Annotated in this window: 19 protein-coding genes; 1 reads left to right on the forward strand and 18 read right to left on the reverse strand. The window is 71.5% G+C overall.

What is annotated here, in order from left to right; all coding sequences use genetic code 11:
- Positions 1-12: 12 nt before the first annotated feature.
- The 5 genes from ACSLTV_RS11185 to ACSLTV_RS11205 all read right to left on the reverse strand — a co-directional run bounded on the left by ACSLTV_RS11185 (position 13) and on the right by ACSLTV_RS11205 (position 4,021).
- Positions 13-753, reverse strand: coding sequence for an SDR family NAD(P)-dependent oxidoreductase (locus tag ACSLTV_RS11185; protein WP_432135953.1), 741 nt, complete (start codon positions 751-753; stop codon positions 13-15).
- Positions 754-833: 80 nt separating this feature from the next.
- Complete coding sequence (locus ACSLTV_RS11190) at positions 834-1,307, reverse strand: GNAT family N-acetyltransferase (RefSeq protein ID WP_432135952.1); 474 nt, start codon at positions 1,305-1,307, stop codon at positions 834-836.
- Positions 1,304-2,248, reverse strand: a complete 945-nt coding sequence (locus ACSLTV_RS11195) for an RluA family pseudouridine synthase (RefSeq protein ID WP_432135951.1) — start codon at positions 2,246-2,248, stop codon at positions 1,304-1,306. The genes ACSLTV_RS11190 and ACSLTV_RS11195 overlap by 4 nt, the downstream gene beginning before the upstream one ends.
- 56 nt (positions 2,249-2,304) lie before the next feature.
- Positions 2,305-2,982, reverse strand: a complete 678-nt coding sequence (gene lspA / locus ACSLTV_RS11200) for a signal peptidase II (protein ID WP_432135950.1) — start codon at positions 2,980-2,982, stop codon at positions 2,305-2,307.
- 61 nt (positions 2,983-3,043) lie between these two features.
- On the reverse strand, positions 3,044-4,021 hold the full coding sequence (locus ACSLTV_RS11205; RefSeq protein WP_435612041.1) for a TraR/DksA family transcriptional regulator: 978 nt from the start codon (positions 4,019-4,021) through the stop codon (positions 3,044-3,046).
- A gap of 588 nt (positions 4,022-4,609) precedes the next feature.
- On the opposite strand from ACSLTV_RS11205, the gene ileS reads away from it, so the two are divergent.
- Complete coding sequence (gene ileS, locus ACSLTV_RS11210) at positions 4,610-7,753, forward strand: isoleucine--tRNA ligase (protein ID WP_432135948.1); 3,144 nt, start codon at positions 4,610-4,612, stop codon at positions 7,751-7,753.
- A 160-nt stretch (positions 7,754-7,913) separates the two neighbouring features.
- Here the strand turns inward: ileS and ACSLTV_RS11215 are convergent, their stop codons facing one another.
- The 13 genes from ACSLTV_RS11215 to ACSLTV_RS11275 form a co-directional block, all read right to left on the reverse strand.
- Positions 7,914-9,128 (reverse strand): DivIVA domain-containing protein, encoded by a 1,215-nt coding sequence (locus ACSLTV_RS11215; protein ID WP_435612042.1) that lies wholly within the window; start codon positions 9,126-9,128, stop codon positions 7,914-7,916.
- Between the two features lie 52 nt (positions 9,129-9,180).
- Positions 9,181-9,471: a YggT family protein gene (locus ACSLTV_RS11220; protein WP_004932337.1), complete on the reverse strand. Its 291-nt coding sequence runs from the start codon at positions 9,469-9,471 to the stop codon at positions 9,181-9,183.
- A gap of 63 nt (positions 9,472-9,534) precedes the next feature.
- Positions 9,535-10,176, reverse strand: a complete 642-nt coding sequence (locus ACSLTV_RS11225) for a cell division protein SepF (protein WP_432135946.1) — start codon at positions 10,174-10,176, stop codon at positions 9,535-9,537.
- Between the two features lie 128 nt (positions 10,177-10,304).
- Positions 10,305-11,024 carry a YggS family pyridoxal phosphate-dependent enzyme gene (locus tag ACSLTV_RS11230; protein WP_435612043.1) on the reverse strand — a complete coding sequence of 240 codons (720 nt, stop codon included), beginning with the start codon at positions 11,022-11,024 and terminating at the stop codon, positions 10,305-10,307.
- Between the two features lie 6 nt (positions 11,025-11,030).
- Positions 11,031-11,762, reverse strand: a complete 732-nt coding sequence (pgeF, locus tag ACSLTV_RS11235; RefSeq protein ID WP_432135944.1) for a peptidoglycan editing factor PgeF — start codon at positions 11,760-11,762, stop codon at positions 11,031-11,033.
- Positions 11,759-12,958, reverse strand: a complete 1,200-nt coding sequence (gene ftsZ / locus ACSLTV_RS11240) for a cell division protein FtsZ (RefSeq protein ID WP_432135943.1) — start codon at positions 12,956-12,958, stop codon at positions 11,759-11,761. The genes pgeF and ftsZ overlap by 4 nt, the downstream gene beginning before the upstream one ends.
- A 286-nt stretch (positions 12,959-13,244) precedes the next feature.
- Positions 13,245-14,039, reverse strand: a complete 795-nt coding sequence (locus ACSLTV_RS11245; RefSeq protein ID WP_435612044.1) for a cell division protein FtsQ/DivIB — start codon at positions 14,037-14,039, stop codon at positions 13,245-13,247.
- A 27-nt stretch (positions 14,040-14,066) separates the two neighbouring features.
- Positions 14,067-15,155: an undecaprenyldiphospho-muramoylpentapeptide beta-N-acetylglucosaminyltransferase gene (murG, locus tag ACSLTV_RS11250; protein WP_432135941.1), complete on the reverse strand. Its 1,089-nt coding sequence runs from the start codon at positions 15,153-15,155 to the stop codon at positions 14,067-14,069.
- A 6-nt stretch (positions 15,156-15,161) separates the two neighbouring features.
- Entirely contained in the window at positions 15,162-16,529 is a 1,368-nt protein-coding gene (ftsW, locus tag ACSLTV_RS11255; RefSeq protein ID WP_432135940.1) for a putative lipid II flippase FtsW, read from the reverse strand.
- Between the two features lie 20 nt (positions 16,530-16,549).
- The gene (gene murD, locus ACSLTV_RS11260) at positions 16,550-17,992 is read right to left on the reverse strand and encodes a UDP-N-acetylmuramoyl-L-alanine--D-glutamate ligase (protein WP_432135939.1); all 1,443 of its coding nucleotides are present in this window, start codon (positions 17,990-17,992) and stop codon (positions 16,550-16,552) included.
- A complete protein-coding gene (gene mraY, locus ACSLTV_RS11265) occupies positions 17,974-19,047 on the reverse strand; it encodes a phospho-N-acetylmuramoyl-pentapeptide-transferase (RefSeq protein ID WP_432135938.1) in 1,074 nt (357 codons plus the stop codon). The genes murD and mraY overlap by 19 nt, the downstream gene beginning before the upstream one ends.
- Positions 19,044-20,459 (reverse strand): UDP-N-acetylmuramoyl-tripeptide--D-alanyl-D-alanine ligase, encoded by a 1,416-nt coding sequence (locus tag ACSLTV_RS11270; RefSeq protein WP_432135937.1) that lies wholly within the window; start codon positions 20,457-20,459, stop codon positions 19,044-19,046. Before ACSLTV_RS11270 ends, mraY begins: the two co-directional genes overlap by 4 nt.
- A gap of 4 nt (positions 20,460-20,463) precedes the next feature.
- On the reverse strand, positions 20,464-21,993 hold the full coding sequence (locus tag ACSLTV_RS11275; RefSeq protein WP_432135936.1) for a UDP-N-acetylmuramoyl-L-alanyl-D-glutamate--2,6-diaminopimelate ligase: 1,530 nt from the start codon (positions 21,991-21,993) through the stop codon (positions 20,464-20,466).
- Between the last annotated feature and the right edge of the window lie 277 nt (positions 21,994-22,270).

Raw genomic sequence — 22,270 nt, forward strand, 5'->3', positions numbered from 1 at the left:
CCGGCCGGGGGCTCAGTGCCCGCGCTCGGCGCCGCCGTTGACCTGGATGATCTGCGAGGTGATGTGCCCGGCGGCGTGGGAGGCGAGCCAGTGCAGGGTGGCCGCGACGTCGCCGGGCGTCGCGGCCCGCCCGGTGGAGGTCTCGGCGATCAGCCGCTCACGCCGCTCGTCGGTCATCGTGCCGCCGAAGAACCCGGTGTCCTCGACGTAGCCGGGCGCCACCACGTTCACCGTGACCCCCCGGTGCCCCAGCCGCCGGGCCAGGTCGTGGGCGTACGGGTGCAAGGCGGCCTTGGCCGCCGCGTACGACGCGCTGCCGGAGCCCCGGAAGGCGGCGATGGAGCTGAGGAACAGCACCCGACCGCCGGGGTCGGCGAGCCGGTCCTTGAGGGCCTCGGTGAGGAGGACGGCGGTCAGGGTGTTCAGCCGGAAGTTCAGCGTCCACTCCTGCTCGACTCGGTGGAGCCGGTCCTCGGTGCCGGGCGGCGGTTCGAGGTGCCCGGCGCCCCCGGCGCTGTGGATCAGCACATCGACGGTGCCGAGTTCCCGGGCGACGAACCGCTCGACCTCCCGCACCCCGGCCGGATCGGCGAGATCGGCGGCGAAGGTCAGCGCGTTCGGCACCCCGGCCTTCTCCAGCACCGGCCCCCGCCGCCCGACCAGCAGCACCTGGTCCCCGTCGGCGGCGAACGCATAGGCGGCGGCGAGCCCGATCCCGGTACCCCCGCCGCTGATGACGACGTTACGAGCCATGATCCGATCGTAGGGCGGTACGGCGGCGACCACGAGCGGTCGCGAAGGGCAAGGCGCGTCTCAGCCGACCGGTGGCCCGCTCACCCCAGGGCCCGGCGCATCGCCCGGTGCGCGATCCCGGCCTCCGGGTACTCCGGCCCGTAGGCCACGTACCCCAGCCGCTCGTAGAAGCCCAGCGCGTGCGTCTGCGCGTGCAGGTCGACCGCCGTCAGCCCGCGCTCCCGCGCCGCCGCCTCGATGGCCCGCACCAGCGCGGCCCCGACCCCGAGCCCCCGCGCCTCGCGCGTGACGGCCAGCCGCCCCAGGGACCCCACCGACGGGTCGCCGCCGACCCGGTCGAGCGCCGCCGCCCCGTACAGCAGCCGCCCGGTGCCCAGCGGCACCCCGTCCTCGCGGACGGCCAGCACGTGCAGCGCACCGGCGTCGCAGGCGTCGTACTCGATGTCCTTGGGAACACCCTGCTCGCCGACGAAGACCTCCTTGCGCACCGCGAAGCAGGCCTCGCGGTCGGCGGGATCCTCGGCGACCCGCACGGAGTAGGCCGGCCGGGTCATCCGTAGGTCTCCTCGCGGACCTGGTCCAGGGCCTGCTGCAGGTCGTCCGGGTAGTCGCAGGAGAACTCCGCCCACTGCCCGTCGCCGGGGTGCTCGAAGCCCAGCCGGACGGCGTGCAGCCACTGGCGGGTCAGCTTCAGCCGCTTGGCGAGCGTGGGGTCGGCGCCGTACGTCAGGTCGCCCACGCACGGGTGGCGGTGGGCGGCCATGTGGACCCGGATCTGGTGGGTGCGCCCGGTCTCCAGCTTCACGTCGAGCAGGGAGGCGGCGCGGAACGCCTCGATGAGGTCGTAATGGGTGACGGACGGCTTGCCGTCGGCGGTGACCGCCCACTTGTAGTCGTGGTTCGGGTGGCGGCCGATGGGCGCGTCGATGGTGCCGCTCGTCGGGTCCGGGTGGCCCTGGACCAGCGTGTGGTAGCGCTTGTCGACCGTGCGCTCCTTGAACTGGCGCTTCAGCGACGTGTACGCGTACTCCGACTTGGCGACCACCATCAGGCCGGACGTGCCGACGTCGAGGCGGTGCACGATGCCCTGCCGCTCGGCCGCACCGGAGGTGGAGATGCGGTAGCCGGCGGCGGCCAGCCCGCCGATCACGGTCGGCCCGGTCCAGCCGGGCGAGGGGTGCGCGGCCACCCCGACCGGCTTGACGATCACGACCACGTCATCGTCGTCGTGCACGATCTCCATGCCCTCGACCGGCTCGGCGACCACCTGCACCGGCGCGGGCGCCTGCGGCATCTCGACCTCCAGCCAGGCCCCGCCGCGCACCCGCTCGGACTTGCCGACCGTCGACCCGTCCACCGTGACCTTCCCCGCCGCGGCCAGCTCGGCCGCCTTGGTCCGGGAGAAGCCGAACATGCGGGAGATGGCGGCGTCGACGCGCTCGCCCTCCAGGCCGTCCGGCACGGGCAGGGTACGGATCTCGGGAATCGTGCTCACCCGTCGAGTATGCCGGACGGGTGAGACGGTCCCGAACACCCGCTCAGCCCGGGCGCTCAGTCCTTGTGGACGGTCCCGTCGGGATCGAGCCCCTTGAAGGACAGCAGCACGATCAGGATGCCGCCGCAGACGATCGCCGAGTCGGCGAGGTTGAAGACGGCGAAGTGCTTGGGCGCGATGAAGTCCACCACCGCGCCCTCGAAGACGCCGGGCGCCCGGAAGATCCGGTCGGTCAGGTTGCCCAGCGCGCCGCCGAGCAGCAGTCCGAGGGCGATCGCCCAGGACAGGCTGTACAGCTTGCGGGCGAGCCGGACGATCACCACGATCACCGCCGCCGCGATCGCGGTGAAGATCACGGTGAAGGCCTCGCCGAAGCCGAAGGCGGCGCCCGCGTTGCGGATCGCCTCCAGCTTCAGCCAGTCGCCGACGATCTCGATCGGCTCGTGGTGCTCCAGCTTGGCCACCACGAGCAGCTTGCTCACCAGGTCGAGGAGGTAGGCGAACGCGGCGACCGCCAGCAGTACGGCCACCCGGCGCCGGCCGCGCGGCCGCTGACCGGACGCGTCGGACCGGTCGGCCGCCGTCCCGGCCCCGGCCTCGGACGGGGCCGCGCCGGGCTCGGCCTCCGGCGCCGGGCCGGCGCCGGGCTCGCCGGACTCGCCGGGCTGCTCCTGCTCGGTCCGCGCCGCGTCCGGGATGCCCGGCGTACCGATGATGCGCTCCGCCTCTGCCACGTGAGTCCCTCAACCTAGGTTCCTGACTGAGGACGAGGGTACGACACGCCGCGGCGGCGGATCAGTACCGGCGTTCCTGCTTCTGCTTGCACTCCACGCACAGGGTGGCACGGGGGAACGCCTGCATGCGGGCCTTGCCGATGGGGTTGCCGCAGTTCTCGCACAGACCGTAGGTACCCGCGTCGAGGCGTTCCATCGCGCGCTCGGTCTGGAACAGCATCTCGCGCGCGTTGGCGGCGAGGGCCAGCTGCTGCTCGCGGGTGATGTTCTTGGTGCCGGTGTCGGCCTGGTCGTCGCCCGCACCGTCCCCGGAGTCGCGCATCAGGCCCGCCAGGGACTCCTCCGAGTCGTGGATCTCCGCGCGCAGCCGCTCCTCCTCGGCCATCAGCTCCGTACGGGCCTCCTCGACCTCCTCGGGCGTCCAGGGGTCCTCACCCGGGCGCACCGCGAGGTCGCCGGGTTCCACCGCGGCGAGCCGCGCCTTGGGGACGGCCGTCTTCGCCGCCGTGGCCGTGCCTGGAGTCTTCTTCGCAACCACTGTCGTGGCTCCCGTCTGCTCCGCGGCCGAGGCCGCACCCGCCTTCTTGGCCGTGCTCTTCCCGGCGGCCGTCGCCCCGGTCGCCGCCTCGTCAGCCGCCTTGTTCCTCGCCGACGTCTTCGGGGCCGAGGTCCCGCCGGCCGGGGCCCGGCCGGCGGAGGTCTTCTTCACCGGCTCTTTCCGACCCTTGGCGGCCGCCTTCCCACCGGCCGCAGCTCCCCCCGTCACCGCCTTGGCATCCGCCTTCCCGGCACCCGGCCTCCCGGCGGTCGCCGCCCTGGCGGGCGCCTTCCCGGCAGCGGTCCCGGTCGCCTTCGCCGCGGTTCCCTTCGCCGCGGTCCTCTTCGCCGCGGTCCTCTTCACGGTGGTCTTCTTCGCTGCCGTCTCCTCCACCGCCGCCTCCTCCACCGCCGCCTTCTCCACCGCCGCCTTCTTCCCGGCCGATGCCGCAGCGCTCGCACCCGCCCGTTCCCTCTTCACGGGGGTCTTCTTCGCCACCATGGCCGCGGCCCTTCCACATATTGTGATCTTGCGCGCAAATCGTGCTGGGACGATAAATCGACTTGAGTCCCGCGGCAACGGGGCGCACCGCCCGATTCGCCCGACTCGCCCCGGCCCCGCAGCGAGCCTGCATCCGTTGTGCCCAGCTCCCCGCCGGGTAATCCGACCCGTCGGGCACCTCCCGTCCCTCCCGGAACCCGGAGAACGGCGCCGCCCCGTTCGAGTCACCCGCCGCAGCGGAAAACCGGTCGGCCCGGCTCCCGCACGCGCCGTACACTGGGCGCAGCGAGAAGCATGGATGGGGACGAGTAGCGGCGTACGCAGCCCACAGCGACCCGGGGACGGTGGAAGCCCGGGGGCGAGCGCGTCGTGAAGATCACCCCGGAGCCGCCGGAAGAACACCGTGGTCGGTCGGCCACGGCCAGTAGAACCGGCATCGCGACCCCAATGAGGGGGCTCACCGGCGCACACCCCGTGCCGGCGGGCCAAGGAGGGTGGTACCGCGGGAGCGCGCCGAGACCGGCGTCCAGAGATCAGCTCTCGTCCCTCCGGACGGAAGGCAGCAAGTCCGCCGGAGGAAGCTCGACGATGACAACGCCGCAGTACCGCCAGGTGCCCGCCCAGGTCGACCTGCCCGCCCTCGAGCACGCCGTGCTCGACTTCTGGCGCGAGCAGAAGATCTTCGCCAAGAGCCTGGAGCAGTCCGAGGGCCGCCCCGAGTGGGTGTTCTACGAGGGTCCGCCCACCGCGAACGGCATGCCGGGCGCCCACCACATCGAGGCGCGCGTCTTCAAGGACGTCTTCCCCCGCTTCCGCACCATGCGCGGCTACCACGTCGCCCGCAAGGCCGGCTGGGACTGCCACGGGCTCCCGGTGGAGCTGGCGGTGGAGAAGGAGCTGGGCTTCTCCGGCAAGCAGGACATCGAGGCGTACGGCATCGCCGCGTTCAACGACAAGTGCCGCGAGTCGGTGACCCGGCACACCGACGCGTTCGCCGAGCTGACGACGCGCATGGGCTACTGGGTCGACCTCGACGACGCCTACCGGACCATGGACCCCGAGTACGTGGAGTCCGTGTGGTGGTCGCTCAAGGAGATCTTCAACAAGGGGCTGCTGGTCCAGGACCACCGCGTCGCCCCCTGGTGCCCGCGGTGCGGCACCGGCCTGTCCGACCACGAGCTGGCCCAGGGCTACGAGACGGTCGTCGACCCGTCCGTCTACGTCCGTTTCCCGCTCACCTCCGGTCCGCTCGCCGGCCAGGCCGCCCTCCTCGTCTGGACGACGACCCCCTGGACCCTGGTGTCCAACACGGCGGTCGCCGCGCACCCCGACGTGACCTACGTGGTCGCCACCGACGGCGAGGAGAGGCTCGTCGTCGCCGAGCCGCTGCTCGCCAAGGCGCTCGGCGAGGGCTGGGAGCCCACCGGCCAGACCTTCACCGGCGCCGAGATGGAGCGCTGGACGTACCAACGTCCGTTCGAGCTGGTCGAGTTCCCGGAGGCCGCGCACTTCGTCGTCAACGCCGAGTACGTCACCACCGAGGACGGCACCGGTCTGGTCCATCAGTCCCCGGCCTTCGGTGAGGACGACCTCAAGGTCTGCCGCGCGTACGGCCTCCCGGTGGTCAACCCGGTGCGCCCGGACGGCACGTTCGCCGAGGACGTCCCGCTCGTCGGCGGTGTCTTCTTCAAGAAGGCGGACGAGAAGCTCACCGAGGACCTTCAGCAGCGCGGCCTCCTCTTCAAGCACCTGCCGTACGAGCACAGCTACCCGCACTGCTGGCGCTGTCACACCGCGCTCCTCTACTACGCGCAGCCGTCCTGGTACATCCGCACCACGGCCGTCAAGGACCGCCTGCTGCAGGAGAACGAGAAGACCAACTGGTTCCCGGACTCGGTGAAGCACGGCCGGTTCGGCGACTGGCTGAACAACAACATCGACTGGGCGCTCTCCCGCAGCCGCTACTGGGGCACGCCGCTGCCGGTCTGGCGCTGCGAGGACGACCACCTCACCTGTGTCGGCTCCCGCGCGGAGCTGACCGAGCTGTCCGGCACCGACCAGTCGCAGCTGGACCCGCACCGGCCGTACATCGACGCGGTCACCTTCGCCTGCCCGCACGAGGGCTGCGGCAAGGCCGCCACCCGCGTGCCGGAGGTCATCGACGCCTGGTACGACTCCGGTTCGATGCCGTTCGCGCAGTGGGGCTACCCGTACAAGAACAAGGAGCTGTTCGAGAGCCGCTACCCGGCACAGTTCATCTCCGAGGCCATCGACCAGACCCGCGGCTGGTTCTACACGCTGATGGCCGTCGGCACGCTCGTCTTCGACAAGTCCTCCTACGAGAACGTCGTGTGCCTCGGCCACATCCTCGCCGAGGACGGCCGCAAGATGTCCAAGCACCTCGGCAACATCCTGCAGCCCATCCCGCTGATGGACCAGCACGGCGCCGACGCGGTCCGCTGGTTCATGGCGGCCGGCGGCTCCCCGTGGGCGGCCCGCCGCGTCGGCCACGGCACCATCCAGGAGGTCGTCCGCAAGACCCTCCTGACGTACTGGAACACGGTCGCCTTCCAGGCGCTGTACGCCCGTACGTCGAACTGGGCGCCCGGCGCGGCCGACCCGGCCCCGGCCGACCGGCCGCTGCTGGACCGCTGGCTGCTGAGCGAACTGCACGCGCTGACCGACCAGGTCACCCAGGCGCTGGAGGCGTACGACACCCAGCGCGCCGGAAAGCTGCTGTCGGCGTTCGTCGACGACCTGTCGAACTGGTACGTGCGCCGCTCGCGCCGCCGGTTCTGGCAGGGCGACAAGGCGGCGCTGCGCACGCTGCACGAGGTCGTGGAGACGGTCACCCAGCTGATGGCGCCGCTGACCCCGTTCATCACCGAGCGGGTCTGGCAGGACCTGGTGGTCCCGGTCACCCCGGGCGCCCCGGAGTCGGTCCACCTCTCGTCCTGGCCGGAGGCGGACCTGTCCGCCATCGACCCGGAGCTGTCCCGGCAGATGGTCCTGGTGCGCCGCCTGGTGGAGCTGGGCCGCGCCACGCGCGCGGAGTCGGGGGTGAAGACGCGGCAGCCGCTGAAGCGGGCGCTGGTGGCGGCGAGCGGCTTCGAGTCGCTCTCGCCCGAGTTGCACGCGCAGATCACGGAGGAGCTGAACGTCGAGTCGCTGGCGTCGCTCAGCGAGGTCGGCGGCTCGCTGGTCGACACCACCGCGAAGGCCAACTTCCGGGCGCTGGGCAAGCGGTTCGGCAAGCGGGTCCAGGACGTGGCCAGGGCCATCGCCGGCGCGGACGCGGCGGCGCTGTCGCTGGGGCTGCGCGAGGGCACCGCCTCGGTGGAGGTCGACGGTGAGGTGATCACGCTGGCACCGGACGAGGTGATCATCACGGAGACTCCGCGTGAGGGCTGGTCGGTGGCGTCCGACGCGGGTGCGACCGTCGCGCTCGACCTGGAGATCACGGAGGAGCTGCGGAGGGCGGGGCTCGCCCGGGACGCGATCCGGTTGATCCAGGAGGCGCGCAAGAACAGCGGGCTGGACGTGGCCGACCGGATCGCGCTGCGGTGGACGGCCACCGACCCGGCCACCGTCGCCGCGCTGAGCGAGCACCGCGGGCTGATCGCCGACGAGGTGCTGTCGACGGACTTCGCCCAGGGCGAGGCGGACGGCACCTACGGCACCGCGTTCACCGACGAGGGGCTGACGCTGACGTTCCGCCTGCGCCGGGTGTGACGTCCCCGCCCGGGCCGTCGGCACGCGCGAAGGGCGCCGCGTCGAACGTCAACACGCGTGAAAGTCGAACGTCAACACGCGTAAAAGGGGCGGGCCCCGGATCGAATCCGGGGCCCGCCCCTTTTGAACGCTGCCGACGCCTAAGGCGTACTACTGGCCGTCAGTTGTCGTCCTCGTCGATGAGGAACCCGCGCATCGGCGAGGGCGCCTGGCCCATCGGGGACGGCCCCTGCGGGCGGACCGGAGCCATGGGCTGGGTCATCGCCGGGGACATCTGCTGCTGGCCGCCGAAGGACGGAGCAGCGGGGCTCGGCGGACCGCCCATGCCCTGGTTGCCGCCGTAGGACGGCGAACCGGCACCGGCCGGCGCCATGGAGGGCGTCGGGGACGGCGGCAGGGAGGCGGCGGCCGGGGTGCGCGGCGGGGCGAGTGAGTCGTCCGCCTGCGTCTCCAGCTGGCGCAGCTGGGACTCCAGGTAGGACTTCAGCCGCGTACGGTACTCGCGCTCGAAACCGCGCAGGTCCTCGACCTTGCGCTCCAGCGTGGCGCGGGCGGACTCCAGGGAGCCCATCGCGACGCGGTGCTTCTCCTGCGCGTCCCGCTCCAGCGCGTCCGCCTTGGCGCGGGCGTCCCGCTCCAGGCCCTCGGCACGCGAACGGGCCTCGCCGACGATCTTGTTGGCCTCGGAGCGGGCCTCGGCGATCGCCTGGTCGGCGGTCTGCTGGGCCAGCGACAGGACACGGGCGGCGCTGTCGCCGCCGGGACCCTGACCGGGACCACCCATGTGGCCGTGGCCACCCATCGGACCGCCCATCTGCTGCTGCATGGGCGGCTGACCGCCCATCGGGCCCTGACCCATCGGACCCTGGCCCATAGGACCCTGGCCCATCGGGCCGGGACCCTGCGGACCGCCCTGACCGCCGGGACCGGCGGGCAACTGCGGGGCACCGCTCGGCAGCTGGGGCGGGCCACCCATGGGACCGGGGCCGCCCATCTGCTGCTGCGGCGGGCCCGATATGCCGGCGGGGACCGGCGCGCCGGGACCAGGACCACGCATGCCCTGCTGCTGCATACCCTGCTGCTGCATGCCCTGCTGCTGGTCCTGCGGGCCGGGACCACCAGGACCACCAGGACCACCGTGACCACCGGGGCCGCCGGGGCCCTCCGGGGGCTTGCGCATGTTCTGCTGGTTCTGCGCGGCCGCACGCGTGGCCGCGGCCAGCTTGGCGCGCAGGTCCTCGTTCTCGCGGAGCAGGCGGGTCAGTTCGGCTTCGACCTCGTCGAGGAAGGCATCGACCTCGTCCTCGTCATAGCCTTCTCGGAGGCGGACGGTCGTGAACTGCTTGTTCCGCACGTCCTCGGGGGTCAACGGCATCTCTTCACCTCAACGTAGTCATCGGCAGTCGGCAGGCCCGTATCGTCCACATTCACCTCGCCAGGTTGCCCACGATCGAGATGAGGATGTAAACGATGATCATCAGTACGAAGAAGGACAGGTCGAGCGCCACGCCCCCGAGACGCAGCGGCGGGATGAACCGCCGCAGAAGCTTCAACGGTGGATCGGTGACAGTGTAGGTGGCCTCCAGAACGACCACCATCGCCTTGCCGGGTTGCCACGAGCGGGCGAACTGGAAGACATAGTCCATGACCAACCGGAAGATCAGCACGATGAGGAACACCATCAGCGCGATGTAGATCACCTGCGCGAACACGCTCATGGTTTGTGCTTCCCTCTCCCCTGTTTCGTACTGGTCGGTACTGCTGTGTTCCGGTCTTGCGTCTCAGCTCTGGTTGAAGAACCCGCCCTCTGCGATGCGGGCCTTGTCCTCCGCCGTGACATCGACGTTAGCAGGAGACAACAGGAACACCTTCTGCGTCACCCGCTCGATGCTGCCGTGAAGACCAAACACCAAACCCGCCGCAAAGTCGACAAGTCGCTTCGCATCTGTGTCGTCCATCTCAGTCAGATTCATGATCACCGGGGTGCCCTCGCGGAAGTGTTCCCCGATGGTACGGGCCTCGTTGTAGGTCCGCGGGTGAAGCGTGGTGATCCGGTAAGGCTCTCGTTCCGACACGACCTTGGGCATGATCACCGGTGCGTTCTTCTCCAGGGACTGACGTTCTTGTGTGATGGACGCCACGGGCGCGATGCGCGCCGGACGGCCGGAATCCGCACCGAGCGGGGCCGATCTGGCGGCCGGCTCACGCGGCACGGACGGCTGTACGATGCGCACCTCTTCGTCCCTTTGGGACTGATGCGCACCATGTGACGAATGCGACGGCTCGTGTCGGCGGTGGTCCCGCTCGGGCTCCGGGTCGAGCTCGGGCTCGAAGTCGTCATCGGGGTCGAACCCCCGGCCGTCGTACCCATCGTCCTCCACGAGGCCGAGGTAGACCGCCATCTTGCGCATCGCGCCGGCCATGCTCTGAGTCCTCCGCTCTGTGGTGGATCAGCTGACGACTGCCAAGTCCCGCGATCCACGTGGTCCTTCTGCCCGCCTTTCGACGGAAATGACCATATTTTCTGCTGTGGTCCGACTTCCTGGCGACGTTACCCGAGCCCGGGGCGGACTCCGAGTACCGCGGTGCCGACGCGCACATGTGTCGCTCCTGCCGCCACGGCCTGCTCAAGGTCCGCACTCATCCCTGCCGAGACCATGTTCGCAGCCGGATGAGCTCGGCGCAGGTGAGTCGACAAATCCATCAACCGCTCGAACGCCGCCTGTTGCCGCCCCGCGTACTCCCCGGTCAGCGGGGCGACGGTCATCAGCCCGTCGAGCCGCAGCCCCGGCGAGCCGGCGACGAGACCGGCCAACGCCTCGATCCCGCCGGGCGCCACGCCACCGCGCTCACCCCGCTCGGCCTCCCCCGCGTCGAGCGCGACCTGGATCAGACAGCCCAGCTCGCGCTCCCGCCGTACCGCCTCCCTGGACAGCGCGGCCACCAGCCGGGAACGGTCGACGGACTGCACGAGATCCGCATAACCGGCCACCGAGCGCACCTTGTTGGTCTGCAACTGACCCACGAAGTGCCAGGTGAGGGGCAGATCCGAACAGGCGGCGGCCTTGGGGGCGGCGTCCTGGTCGCGGTTCTCGGCGACATCACGCACGCCCAGTTCCGACAGGATGCGCACATCGCTCGCCGGGTAGGTCTTGGTGACCACGATCAGGGTCACCTCGTCCCGCCGGCGGCTGGCGGCCTCGCACGCGGCCGCGATGCGCCGTTCCACCTTCGCCAGGTTCGCGGCGATTTCCTGCTTACGGTCCGTCATGCTCCATCAGTCCAGCCACACGTAGCCCGCGAGCCGCCCGGTGACGCGGTCACGGCGGTACGAGAAGTGATCTTCCGACTGCAGCGTGCACACCGGCGACTGCTCCCGGTCGCGCACCCCCAGCCGCTCCAGCTGCGCGTGCACCCCGGCGGCGACGTCGACCGCCGGCGTGCCCCGGCTCGTCTCGGCGTACGCCGCCGGTTCGACGGCGGCCACCTCGGCGCGCATCCCCGCCGGCACCTCGTAGCAGCGGCCGCACACGGCCGGTCCGGTGCGGGCGACGATCCGGGCGGGGTCGGCCCCCAGCTCCGTCATCGCCCGCAGTGCGGCCGGCACCACCCCGGCGACCAGGCCCGGCCGACCCGCGTGAGCCGCGGCGGCGACCCCGGCGACCGGGTCGGCGAGCAGGACCGGTACGCAGTCGGCGGTCAGGACGGCGAGGCCGAGCCCGCGCCGGGCGGTGACGACCGCGTCGACGGCGGGAACGTCCGCCTCGGTCCCCCAGGGCCCGTCGACGACCGCGACCTCGGCGCCGTGCACCTGGTTCATCCAGACCACCCGGGCCGGGTCCAGGCCCAGCGACTTCGCGCCCAGTTCGCGGTTGGTCAGCACGGCGGCGGGGTCGTCGCCGACCGCGCCGCCGAGGTTGAGCTCCTCATACGGAGCGGCGCTCACCCCGCCCCACCGGTCGGTGAAGGCGAAGTGCGCGCCGCTCACGCTCTCGCGCTGTCCTATCACTTGAGGAAGTCCGGCACGTCCAGCTCCTCGGCGGCGCTGTCCGCGTAGTTCCGCGACGGCGGGACCGGCGGGGCGACCGGGATGTCGGCCACCGGCTCGGGCGCCGGCTCCGGCTCCTCCTTGGGGGTCACGCTACCGAGCGAGCCGAAGGTCGGCCGGGACTCGGGCTGCCGCGCCGGGGCCGGCTCCTCGCGGCGGGGCGTCGAGGAGGAGGCCGATCCGAGGACGGTGTCCCGGCGGGCCGGGGGCTGACCGCCGTCGAAACCGGCCGCGATCACGGTGACCCGGACCTCGTCGCCGAGGGCGTCGTCGATCACCGCACCGAAGATGATGTTGGCCTCGGGGTGGGCGGCCTCGCTGACCAGCTGGGCGGCCTCGTTGATCTCGAACAGGCCGAGGTCGGAGCCGCCCGAGATGGAGAGCAGCACGCCCCGGGCGCCGTCGATGGAGGCCTCCAGCAGCGGGGAGGAGATCGCCATCTCGGCGGCGGCCACCGCGCGGTCGTCGCCGCGGGCCGAGCCGATGCCCATGAGGGCCGAACCGGCCTCGGACATGACCGACTTCACGTCGGCGAAGTCGAGGTTGATCAGGCCGGGGGTGGTGATGAGGTCGGTGATGCCCTGGACGCCGGAGAGCAGGACCTGGTCGGCCGACTTGAAGGCGTCGAGGACCGAGACCTGGCGGTCCGAGATGGACAGCAGCCGGTCGTTGGGGATGACGATGAGGGTGTCGACCTCTTCGCGGAGTTCGGCGATGCCGTCCTCGGCCTGGTTGGCGCGGCGCCGTCCCTCGAAGGTGAACGGGCGGGTGACCACGCCGATGGTGAGGGCGCCCAGGGAGCGGGCGATGTTGGCCACGACGGGCGCGCCGCCGGTGCCGGTGCCGCCGCCTTCACCGGCCGTCACGAAGACCATGTCGGCCCCCTTGAGGACCTCCTCGATCTCCTCGCGGTGGTCCTCGGCGGCCTTGCGGCCGACGGCCGGGTTGGCTCCTGCGCCGAGTCCGCGGGTGAGTTCGCGGCCGACGTCGAGCTTGACGTCGGCGTCGCTCATCAACAGCGCCTGCGCGTCGGTGTTGATGGCGATGAACTCGACGCCCTTGAGACCGACCTCGATCATCCGGTTGATGGCATTGACACCACCGCCGCCGACACCGATGACCTTGATGACTGCGAGGTAGTTCTGCGGTGCTGCCACGTCGAAGGCCTCTCGCCTCGAATTACGTGCCGTCGGACCGGCGAGGCCCTGTGCCTCGCGCTCCGGCGGCTGATGCCGAATGGGACGGTCCGTAGCGCCGACCCGAACCCTAACGCTGAAGTTTAGGGTTACCAGTGTGTCTGTTCCTTGAAGTCTTCTGAACAGGACACTAAGTCGACAAGTGGCGCCCGTTCAACGAACACGCCGAACCTCCCGTTTTTCTTTTCACCCTATGTGATCAGCCGTGTCGCTAGCCAACCAGGGTGCTGGCCTGCGCTGATGTGCGTCAACTCCCTGATGACGCGGGCGCGGTGGGAACGCTGACGTCGAAGTGGTCGGCATCCGGGGCGGCTTTCATGAGAGCGGTGAGCGCACGGGCCTTCGCGACGCCCTGTTCGGAGCTCCCCCACCCCACGGTCCGGCCGTCGCCCAGCTTCAGCGAGATGTCGTCGAAGGAGCGGACCGTGACGGTCCGGGTGGCACGGGAGACGGCCGGCGGGAGGTCACCGGCCACCCGGACCGCCTCGCGCACCAGCCAGGTCTCGCCGAAGCGGCGCAGGCTCGCCGTGGCCGACTCGGCGGAGCCGGTGGCGATTTCGAGCAGCGGCACGCCCTTCGGCGCCCGGGCGACGGTGGCGAAGCGGACGCCCTCGTCGTCCACCTCCACGAACTCCCCGCCCCGGCGCACCAGCAGGACCGGTGTCCGCTCGGTCACCTTCAGCACGATCCCGTCCGGCCAGGAGCGCTCCACGTCGACCTGGTCGATCCGGGGCAGCGAACGCATCAGGCGCGACTCGATCGCGCCGGTGTCGACGGAGACCAGCGGCGACCCGACCGGCACGGCGGCCGCCTCGCGCACCTGCCCCGGGGTCAGAACGGCCGTACCGGAGACGGAGACCCGCTCCACGCGCAGCCACTGGGACCCGTACAGCGTCCACACACAGCCGCTGCCGAGGAGGAGCACCACGACGGCGAGGATGATGATCCTACGAAGCCGGCGCGGTCCGAGCCTCCGGACGAGGGGCGGGCCGGACGACTCCTGTGCTGCGGCACCGCGCTCGGCGGTGGTGGGTCCGGCCACGCTCCCCTGCCCTTTCGTCATAGGTGCCTAACGACGCCCGGCGATCGCCTCGTACACCATGCCGACCAGCAGCTCGTCGGCGTCCCGGCGGCCGAACTCACCGGCGGCGCGGGACATCTCGTACAACCGGTGCGGGTCGGCGAGGACGGGCAGCACGCTCTGCTGCACCCACTGCGGCGTCAGTTCCGCGTCGTCGACCAGCAGTCCGCCGCCCGCCTTGACCACCGGCTGGGCGTTGAGCCGCTGCTCGCCGTTGCCGATGGGCAGCGGTACGTAGGCGGCGGGGAGCCCGACGGCGGAGAGTTCGGCGACGGTCATCGCGCCCGCGCGGCACAGCATCATGTCGGCCGCGGCGTACGCGAGGTCCATCCGGTCCAGGTAACTTACCGGGATGTAGGGGGGCATCCCCGGCATCTGCTGGACGTGCGGCAGTTCGTTCTTCGGGCCGACCGCGTGCAGGATCTGGATCCCGGCCTGCTGGAGGTAGGGCGCGACCTGCTGGACGACCTCGTTGAGCCGGCGGGCGCCCTGCGAGCCGCCGGAGACCAGCAGCGTCGGCAGGTTCGGGTCGAGGCCGAACATCGCGCGGGCCTCGGGACGCACCGCCGCCCGGTCCAGGGTGGCGATGGAGCGGCGCAGCGGGATGCCGATGTAGCGGGCGTCCCGCAGCTTGCTGTCCGGGGTGGAGACGGCGACCCGGGCCGCGTACCGCGAGCCGATCTTGTTGGCCAGGCCGGGGCGGGCGTTGGCCTCGTGGATGACGATCGGCACGCCGAGCCGCTTGGCCGCGAGGTAGCCGGGCAGCGCCACGTAGCCGCCGAAGCCGACCACGGCGTCCGCCTTGGTGCGCTCCAGGATCTGCTCGGCGGCCTTGATCGTGCCGCGCAGCCGGCCCGGCACGGTGATCAGCTCGGGGGTGGGCTTGCGGGGCAGCGGCACCGCCGGGATCAGCGCGAGCTCATAGCCCCGCTCGGGCACCAGCCTGGTCTCCAGGCCGCGCTCCGTGCCCAGGGCCGTGATGCCCACGGTCGGGTCCTGCCTGCGCAGGGCGTCCGCGAGGGCGAGCGCGGGCTCGATGTGGCCGGCGGTCCCCCCACCGGCGAGTACGACATGCACCGAAATTCACCGCTCTCCGGACGAGCGCGCCGCCGAGGCACGCCGTCGCATCGTGTTCCATCTCCTGGGCTCTCTGGCGGAAGCAGAGCCCCCGGCCCCCCGCTTTCTACCAAAGCGTGGTTGCCGCATCGCAAGCGCGGCCCGCGCAGCGGGCTCGTCGCGCGCGAAGGCGATCAGCAACCCGATGGCGAACATGGTCGGCAGCAGGGCGGACCCCCCGTAGGAGAACAGCGGGAGCGGGACGCCGGCGATCGGCAGCAGGCCGAGCACCGCACCGATGTTGATCACCGCCTGAGCGGTGATCCAGGTGGTCACGCCTCCCGCGGCATACCTCACGAAGGGGTCCTCCGTGCGACCGGCCACGCGGATACCCGCATAGCCTAGAGCCGCGAAGAGGGCGACCACCGACACCGTCCCCGCCAGACCCAGTTCCTCCCCGGTGACGGCGAAGATGAAGTCGGTGTGGGCTTCGGGGAGTTGGCCCCATTTTTCCACACTCGCGCCGAGTCCCGAGCCGAAGATCCCGCCGGATGCCAGGGCGTAGATGCCGTGCACGGCCTGCCAGCAGTCGACGGCGCCGGACCTGGGCTCGGTGGCGCCGATGCAGGACAGCCGGGCCATCCGGTTGGGACTGGTCTTGATGAGGATCAGCCCGATGGTGCCGGCGATGGCCAGTACCCCGGCGAACAGCCGGGTCGGCGCGCCCGCCAGCCACAGCAGGCCGAACAGGATCGCCGTCAGGATGATCGCCGTCCCCATGTCACCGCCGAGCATGATCAGCCCGAGCAGCGTGAAGGCGACCGGCACCAGCGGCACCAGCATGTGCTTCCACTGGGTCAGCAGCCGCTTGTCCTGCTTGCGCGCGAGCAGGTCCGCGCCCCACAGCACCAGGGCGACCTTGCCGAACTCGCTCGGCTGGATCTGGAAGGAGCCGCCGACCGCGATCCAGTTCTGGTTGCCGTTGACGGCCATCCCTATCCCGGGCACCTGCACCAGTGCCATCAGGAAGACCGCCCCGGCCAGGATCGGGTAGGCCAGCGCCCGGTGCAGCTTCACCGGCATCCGGGAGGCGAGCACCAGCAGCACGGTACCGATCAGGGCGGCCAGGAACTGCTTGCGGAAGAAGAACGTCCCCGGCAGCGACAGCTCCAGCGCCTTGATCTGGGAGGCCGAGTAGACCATCACCAGGCCCAGTACGGTGATCAGCAGACTGCCGCCGAGGATCAGGTAGTAGGCGGTCAGCGGCCGGTCCCAGGCCTTGTGGGCGCGCGTGTACAGGCGCAGCACGGGGTTGTCGCGCGGGGGGCGTGCGGCGGGAGGCCGCCGGACGGCCCGCTGGACGGGCGGCCGGCGGCCGGTACGGCTACTGGGCATCAGCGCCTCCGCTACGTCGGTCAGGAGCCGAGTTCGCGAACCGCCTCCGCGAACGCGTCACCGCGCTTGGTGTAGTTGGCGTACATGTCCATGGACGCACAGGCCGGGGCGAGGAGCACCGTGTCGCCTGCCACCGCGAGCCGCCGCGCCTCCCGGACGGCCTGGAGCATCGCCCCAGTGTCCGTCCGGTCGAGGTCGACGACGGGTACTTCCGGGGCGTGTCGCGCCAGCGCCTCGCGGATCAGCGCGCGATCGGCGCCGATGAGCACGACCCCGCGCAGCCGCTTGGCGGACCGGGCGACCAGTTCGTCGAAGGTGGCGCCCTTGGCGAGCCCGCCGGCGATCCACACGATCGAGTCGTAGGCCGCCAACGAGGCCTCGGCCGCGTGGGTGTTGGTGGCCTTGGAGTCGTCGACGTACGCGACGCCGTCCACGTCGGCCACGTGCGCGATGCGGTGGGCGTCCGGCGTGAAGGCGCGCAGTCCGTCCCGTACCGCCCCGGGGGGCACGCCGAAGGCGCGGGCGAGGGCGGCGGCGGCGAGGGCGTTGGCGATGTTGTGCGGGGCCGGCGGGTTCACGTCGGAGACCTCGGCGAGCTCCTGGGCGTTCTTCTGCCGGTTCTCGACGAACGCGCGGTCGACCAGGATGCCGTCCACGACCCCGAGTTGGGAGGGGGAAGGGGTGCCGAGGGTGAAGCCGATCGCCCGGCAGCCCTCCTCGACGTCCGCCTCGCGCACCAGGTCCTCCGTCGCCTTGTCGGCCACGTTGTAGACACAGGCGACGCGATTGCCCTCGTAGATCCGGCCCTTGTCGCGCGCGTAGGCCTCCATGGAGCCGTGCCAGTCGAGGTGGTCGGGGGCGAGGTTGAGCACCGCCGCCGAGTGGGCGCGCAGGGAGGGCGCCCAGTGCAGCTGGTAGCTGGACAGCTCCACCGCGAGGACGTCGTACTCCTCGTCGCCGAGGACCGCGTCGAGCAGGGAGACGCCGATGTTGCCGACGGCCGCGGTGCGCAGGCCTGCCGCCTTGAGGATCGACGCGAGCATCTGGGTGGTCGACGTCTTGCCGTTGGTGCCCGTGACGCACAGCCACGGCGCGGCTTCGGGGCCGCGCAGCCGCCAGGCCAGCTCGACGTCTCCCCAGACGGGCACGTCCGCCTCGGCGGCGGCCGCGAACAGCGGCTTGTCCGGCTTCCATCCGGGCGCGGTGACGATCAGCTCGGTGCCCTCGGGCAGGGTGTCGCCGTCGCCGAGGCGCACGGTGACGCCCAGCGCCGTGAGCTCGGCGGCCTGCTCACGCGCGCGTGCGTCGTCGCCGTCGTTGACGACGGTGACCCGCGCGCCCAGCCCGTGCAGCACCTTGGCCGCCGGGACGCCGGAGACGCCGAGCCCGGCGACGGTGACGTGCTTGCCCTGGAGGTCGACGTGTCCCGAAGACACCGAGGAGGTCACTTGTCCGCTGCCCATCCCGCGTAGAAGAGGCCCAGTCCGACGATCACGCAGATGCCCTGGATGATCCAGAAGCGGACCACGACCAGGACCTCGGACCAGCCCTTGAGTTCGAAGTGGTGCTGCAACGGGGCCATCCTGAAGACGCGCTTCCCGGTCAGCCGGAAGGAGCCGACCTGGATGACCACCGACATGGTGATGAGGACGAACAGGCCGCCGAGCAGCGCCAGCAGCAGCTCGGTGCGCGAGCAGATCGCGAGGCCGGCGAGCACACCGCCGAGCGCGAGCGAGCCGGTGTCGCCCATGAAGATCTTGGCAGGGGAGGTGTTCCACCACAGGAAGCCGAGGCAGGCGCCCATCAGCGCCGCGGAGACCACCGCGAGGTCGAGCGGATCGCGCACCTCGTAGCAGGCGTTGGGGTTGGTCAGGGTCTCGCCGTTGGCGCAGGACTCCTGGAACTGCCAGACGCCGATGAAGGTGTAGGCGCCGAAGACCAGGACGGAGGCGCCGGTGGCCAGACCGTCCAGACCGTCGGTGAGGTTCACGCCGTTGGACATGGCCAGGATCATGAAAAGCGCCCAGACCACGAACAGCACCGGGCCGATGGTCCAGCCGAAGTCGGTGATGAACGACAGCTTGGTGGACGCCGGGGTGTTGCCGCGCGCGTCCTCGAACTGCAGCGACAGCACCGCGAAGGCGATGCCGCCGAGCAGCTGGCCGGCCATCTTGGCCTTGGCCCGCAGACCCAGCGAGCGCCGCTTGACGATCTTGATGTAGTCGTCGAGGAAGCCGACCAGGCCCATGCCGAACATCAGGCCCAGCACCAGCAGGCCCGAGTAGGTGGGCGGGTAGCCGGTGATCAGCTTCGACAGGAAGTAGGCGGCGATCGTCGCCAGGATGAAGGCGATGCCGCCCATGGTCGGCGTACCGCGCTTGCTCGCGTGCTCGCGCGGGCCGTCGTCCCGGATGTACTGGCCGTAGCCCTTGCGGGCGAGCAGCTTGATCAGCAGCGGGGTGCCGATCAGCGTCAGGAAGAGGCCGATGACGCCGGCGAACAGGATCTGCTTCATCATCGGGTGGCGACCTCACCCTCGGCACCGGTCTCGAGCAGCGCCTGAGCGACACCCTCCAGGCCGACCGAACGGGACGCCTTCACGAGTACGACGTCTCCCGGGCGCAACTCGCTGCGCAACAGGTCGACCGCCGCCTGTGCGTCGGACACGTGCACCGACTCCTCACCCCACGAACCCTCGTTATATGCGCCCAGTTGCAGCCAGGCGGCTTCCCTGCCCCCGACCGCGACGAGCTTGCTGACGTTGAGCCGGACGGCGAGCCGTCCGACCGCGTCGTGCTCGGCGAGCGCCTCGTCCCCGAGCTCGGCCATCTTGCCGAGCACCGCCCAGGTCCGCCGCCCCTTGCCGATCGCCGCCAGCGCACGCAGGGCGGCCTTCATCGACTCGGGGTTCGCGTTGTAGGCGTCGTTGACGATCGTCACGCCGTCCGGGCGCTCGGTGACCTCCATCCGCCAGCGGGAGAGGGAGCCCGCCTCGGAGAGCGCGGTGGCGATCTCTTCCGCGGACATGCCCAGCTCATGGGCGACGGCGGCCGCGGCGAGCGCGTTCGACACGTGGTGCTCACCGTACAGGCGCATGGTCACATCGCTTGCACCGGAGGGTGTGTGAAGCCTGAAGCAGGGCTGTCCGCTGTCCGTGAGTCGCACGTTCTCGGCCCGAACGTCCGCTTCGTCGGACTCTCCGAAAAACACCACCTTCGCCGTCGTACGGGAGGCCATGGACCGGACCAACGGGTCGTCGGCGTTGAGGACCGCGACGCCGCCCCGGTCGGCCGCCGGCAGGGCCTCGACCAACTCGCCCTTCGCCTGGGCGATCTGCTCGCGGCCGCCGAACTCGCCGATGTGGGCGCTGCCGACGTTGAGGACGAGGCCGATCCGCGGCGGGGTGAGCTGGGTGAGGTAGCGGATGTGGCCGATGCCGCGCGCGCCCATCTCCAGCACCAGGAACCGGGTCTCCTCGGTGGCGGACAGGGCGGTCAGGGGCAGCCCGATCTCGTTGTTGAGCGAGCCGGGGGTGAAGACGGTCGGCGCCTTGCGGCGCAGCACCTGGGCGATGAGGTCCTTGGTGCTGGTCTTGCCGGCCGAGCCGGTGAGGGCCACGAGGTTCGTACCGAGCCGTCGTACGACCTCGCGGGCGAGGGCGCCCAGTGCCGCCTGGACGTCGTCCACGACGATCGCGGGCACGCCGACCGGCCGCGAGGCCAGGACGGCGACGGCGCCGGCCTCGACGACCTGCGCCGCGAAGTCGTGGCCGTCGACGCGCTCGCCGGCGAAGGCGACGAAGAGGCTGCCGGGCACCGCCTCGCGGGAGTCCCGGACGACCGGGCCGGTGACCCGCACCGACGGATCCGGTATGTCGTGGGTCTGCCCGCCGACGACTGCTGCGATCTCGGCGAGGGAGAGGGCGATCACAAGTTCATCCCTGGGTCTTCTGGATAGCTTCGCGAAGCACCTGGCGGTCGTCGAACGGACGGACCACCCCGGCGATGTCCTGGCCCTGCTCGTGCCCCTTGCCCGCGACCAGCACGGTGTCACCGGCGTGCGCGCGGGCCACGGCCGCAGCGATGGCGGCCGCCCGGTCCTCGAACAGCAGGATCTCGCCGCGCTCGTGGGAGGGCACGGAGGCCGCGCCCTGGAGCATCGTGGCGAGGATCGCGAGGGGGTCCTCGCCACGGGGGTTGTCGGAGGTGAGGACGGCGGTGTCGGCGAACCGGGCGATCGCGGCCCCCATCGGGCCGCGTTTGGACCGGTCGCGGTCGCCGCCGCAGCCCAGCACGGCGTGCAGCCGGCCCTTGGTGACCTTGCGCAGCGCCCGGAGGACCGACTCGACGGCGTCCGTCTTGTGCGCGTAGTCGACGACCGCGAGGTAGGGCTGCCCGGCGTCCACGCGCTCCAGGCGGCCCGGCACCCCGGGGACGGCGGCGATGCCGTCGGCGGCGGTCTGCGGGTCGATTCCGGCGGCGGCCAGGGCGACGATCGCGGCGAGGGTGTTGGCCACGTTGAACGGTCCGGCGAGCGGGGACTTGGCGGCGATCCGCTGCCCCTCCGGGCCGACGGCGGTGAAGGTCGAGTCCAGCGGGCCGACCTCGACGTCCACGGCCCGCCAGTCGGCGTCGGGGTGGCCCTCGGCGGAGAAGGTGACGACGGGCACCTCGGCCTCGTCGATGAGGCGGCGGCCGTACTCGTCGTCGAAGTTGACCACGCCGAGCCGGCTGCGGCGGCGGGTGAACAGCTGCGCCTTGGCCCGGAAGTAGTCCTCCATGTCGGAGTGGAACTCCATGTGCTCCGGGCTGAGGTTGGTGAAGACCCCGATGTCGAAGACGCAGCCGTCGACCCGGCCGAGCACCAGCGCGTGGCTGGAGACCTCCATGGCGACCGCCTCGACGCCGCGTTCGCGCATCACGGCGAACAGGGCCTGCAGGTCGGTGGCCTCCGGGGTGGTGCGCTCGGACTTGATGCGCTCGTCGCCGATGCGCATCTCCACGGTGCCGATGAGCCCGGTGGCCCTGGCCGTGCGCAGCCCGCCCTCGACGAGGTAGGCGGTGGTGGTCTTGCCGGAGGTGCCGGTGATGCCGATCTGCAGCAGGTCGCGGCCCGGGTGACCGTAGATGGTGGTCGCCAGCTCGCCCATCCGGCCGCGCGGGTCGTCCACCACCAGGACCGGAAGTCCGGTCGCGGTGGCGCGTTCGGCGCCGGCGGGGTCGGTGAGCACGGCGACGGCGCCCAGGCCGGCGGCCTGGGTGACGAAGTCGGCGCCGTGCAGGCGGGCACCGGGAAGGGCGGCGTACAGGTCGCCGGGGCGGACGGCGCGCGAGTCATGGGTGATCCCGGTGACCTCGGCGCCGCCGTCCGGGCGCTGTGACGGGGCGATACCCAGCTGATCGGCGAGGTCCGCGAGGGGTGTGGCGGAGACCCGATCCGGTCGTGGCGGTCCCGGGTAGGTCACGGAAGCGCCCTTCTGGGTGGTTGGGGACTGATCAGCGTGTGGCACGGCGGTGAGCGTACCGGGCTGACCCGCCTGGGAGCGAAGCGAGGCGGGGTGCGGGGCGGGGTTCCCGGAGTCGGGAGTGATCATGGTCACGGGCTGGTTCCTGGCTGTTCGACGCTGAACACGGGTGGCTGAGAACGGACTGCTGGACGCGGACGGGGCCGACGCGGCGGGCCGGACGGGACGGGTACGGAGGGCGGGACGGGCACGGTCGGGTGGGACGACGGGACGGGCG

Origin of the sequence: Streptomyces sp. bgisy159, from assembly GCF_965341775.1 — a bacterium.
Lineage (GTDB): Bacteria > Actinomycetota > Actinomycetes > Streptomycetales > Streptomycetaceae > Streptomyces.

What these genes read in the sequence shown, in the direction of transcription:
- ACSLTV_RS11185 (WP_432135953.1), bottom strand. Translation starts at nt 753, where the DNA reads ATGGCTCGTAACGTCGTCATCAGCGGCGGGGGTACCGGGATCGGGCTC.
- ACSLTV_RS11190 (WP_432135952.1), bottom strand. Translation starts at nt 1,307, where the DNA reads ATGACCCGGCCGGCCTACTCCGTGCGGGTCGCCGAGGATCCCGCCGAC.
- ACSLTV_RS11205 (WP_435612041.1), bottom strand. Translation starts at nt 4,021, where the DNA reads ATGGTGGCGAAGAAGACCCCCGTGAAGAGGGAACGGGCGGGTGCGAGC.
- ileS (WP_432135948.1), top strand. Translation starts at nt 4,610, where the DNA reads ATGACAACGCCGCAGTACCGCCAGGTGCCCGCCCAGGTCGACCTGCCC.
- ACSLTV_RS11215 (WP_435612042.1), bottom strand. Translation starts at nt 9,128, where the DNA reads ATGCCGTTGACCCCCGAGGACGTGCGGAACAAGCAGTTCACGACCGTC.
- ACSLTV_RS11220 (WP_004932337.1), bottom strand. Translation starts at nt 9,471, where the DNA reads ATGAGCGTGTTCGCGCAGGTGATCTACATCGCGCTGATGGTGTTCCTC.
- ACSLTV_RS11225 (WP_432135946.1), bottom strand. Translation starts at nt 10,176, where the DNA reads ATGGCCGGCGCGATGCGCAAGATGGCGGTCTACCTCGGCCTCGTGGAG.
- ACSLTV_RS11230 (WP_435612043.1), bottom strand. Translation starts at nt 11,024, where the DNA reads ATGACGGACCGTAAGCAGGAAATCGCCGCGAACCTGGCGAAGGTGGAA.
- ftsW (WP_432135940.1), bottom strand. Translation starts at nt 16,529, where the DNA reads ATGCCCAGTAGCCGTACCGGCCGCCGGCCGCCCGTCCAGCGGGCCGTC.
- murD (WP_432135939.1), bottom strand. Translation starts at nt 17,992, where the DNA reads ATGGGCAGCGGACAAGTGACCTCCTCGGTGTCTTCGGGACACGTCGAC.
- mraY (WP_432135938.1), bottom strand. Translation starts at nt 19,047, where the DNA reads ATGATGAAGCAGATCCTGTTCGCCGGCGTCATCGGCCTCTTCCTGACG.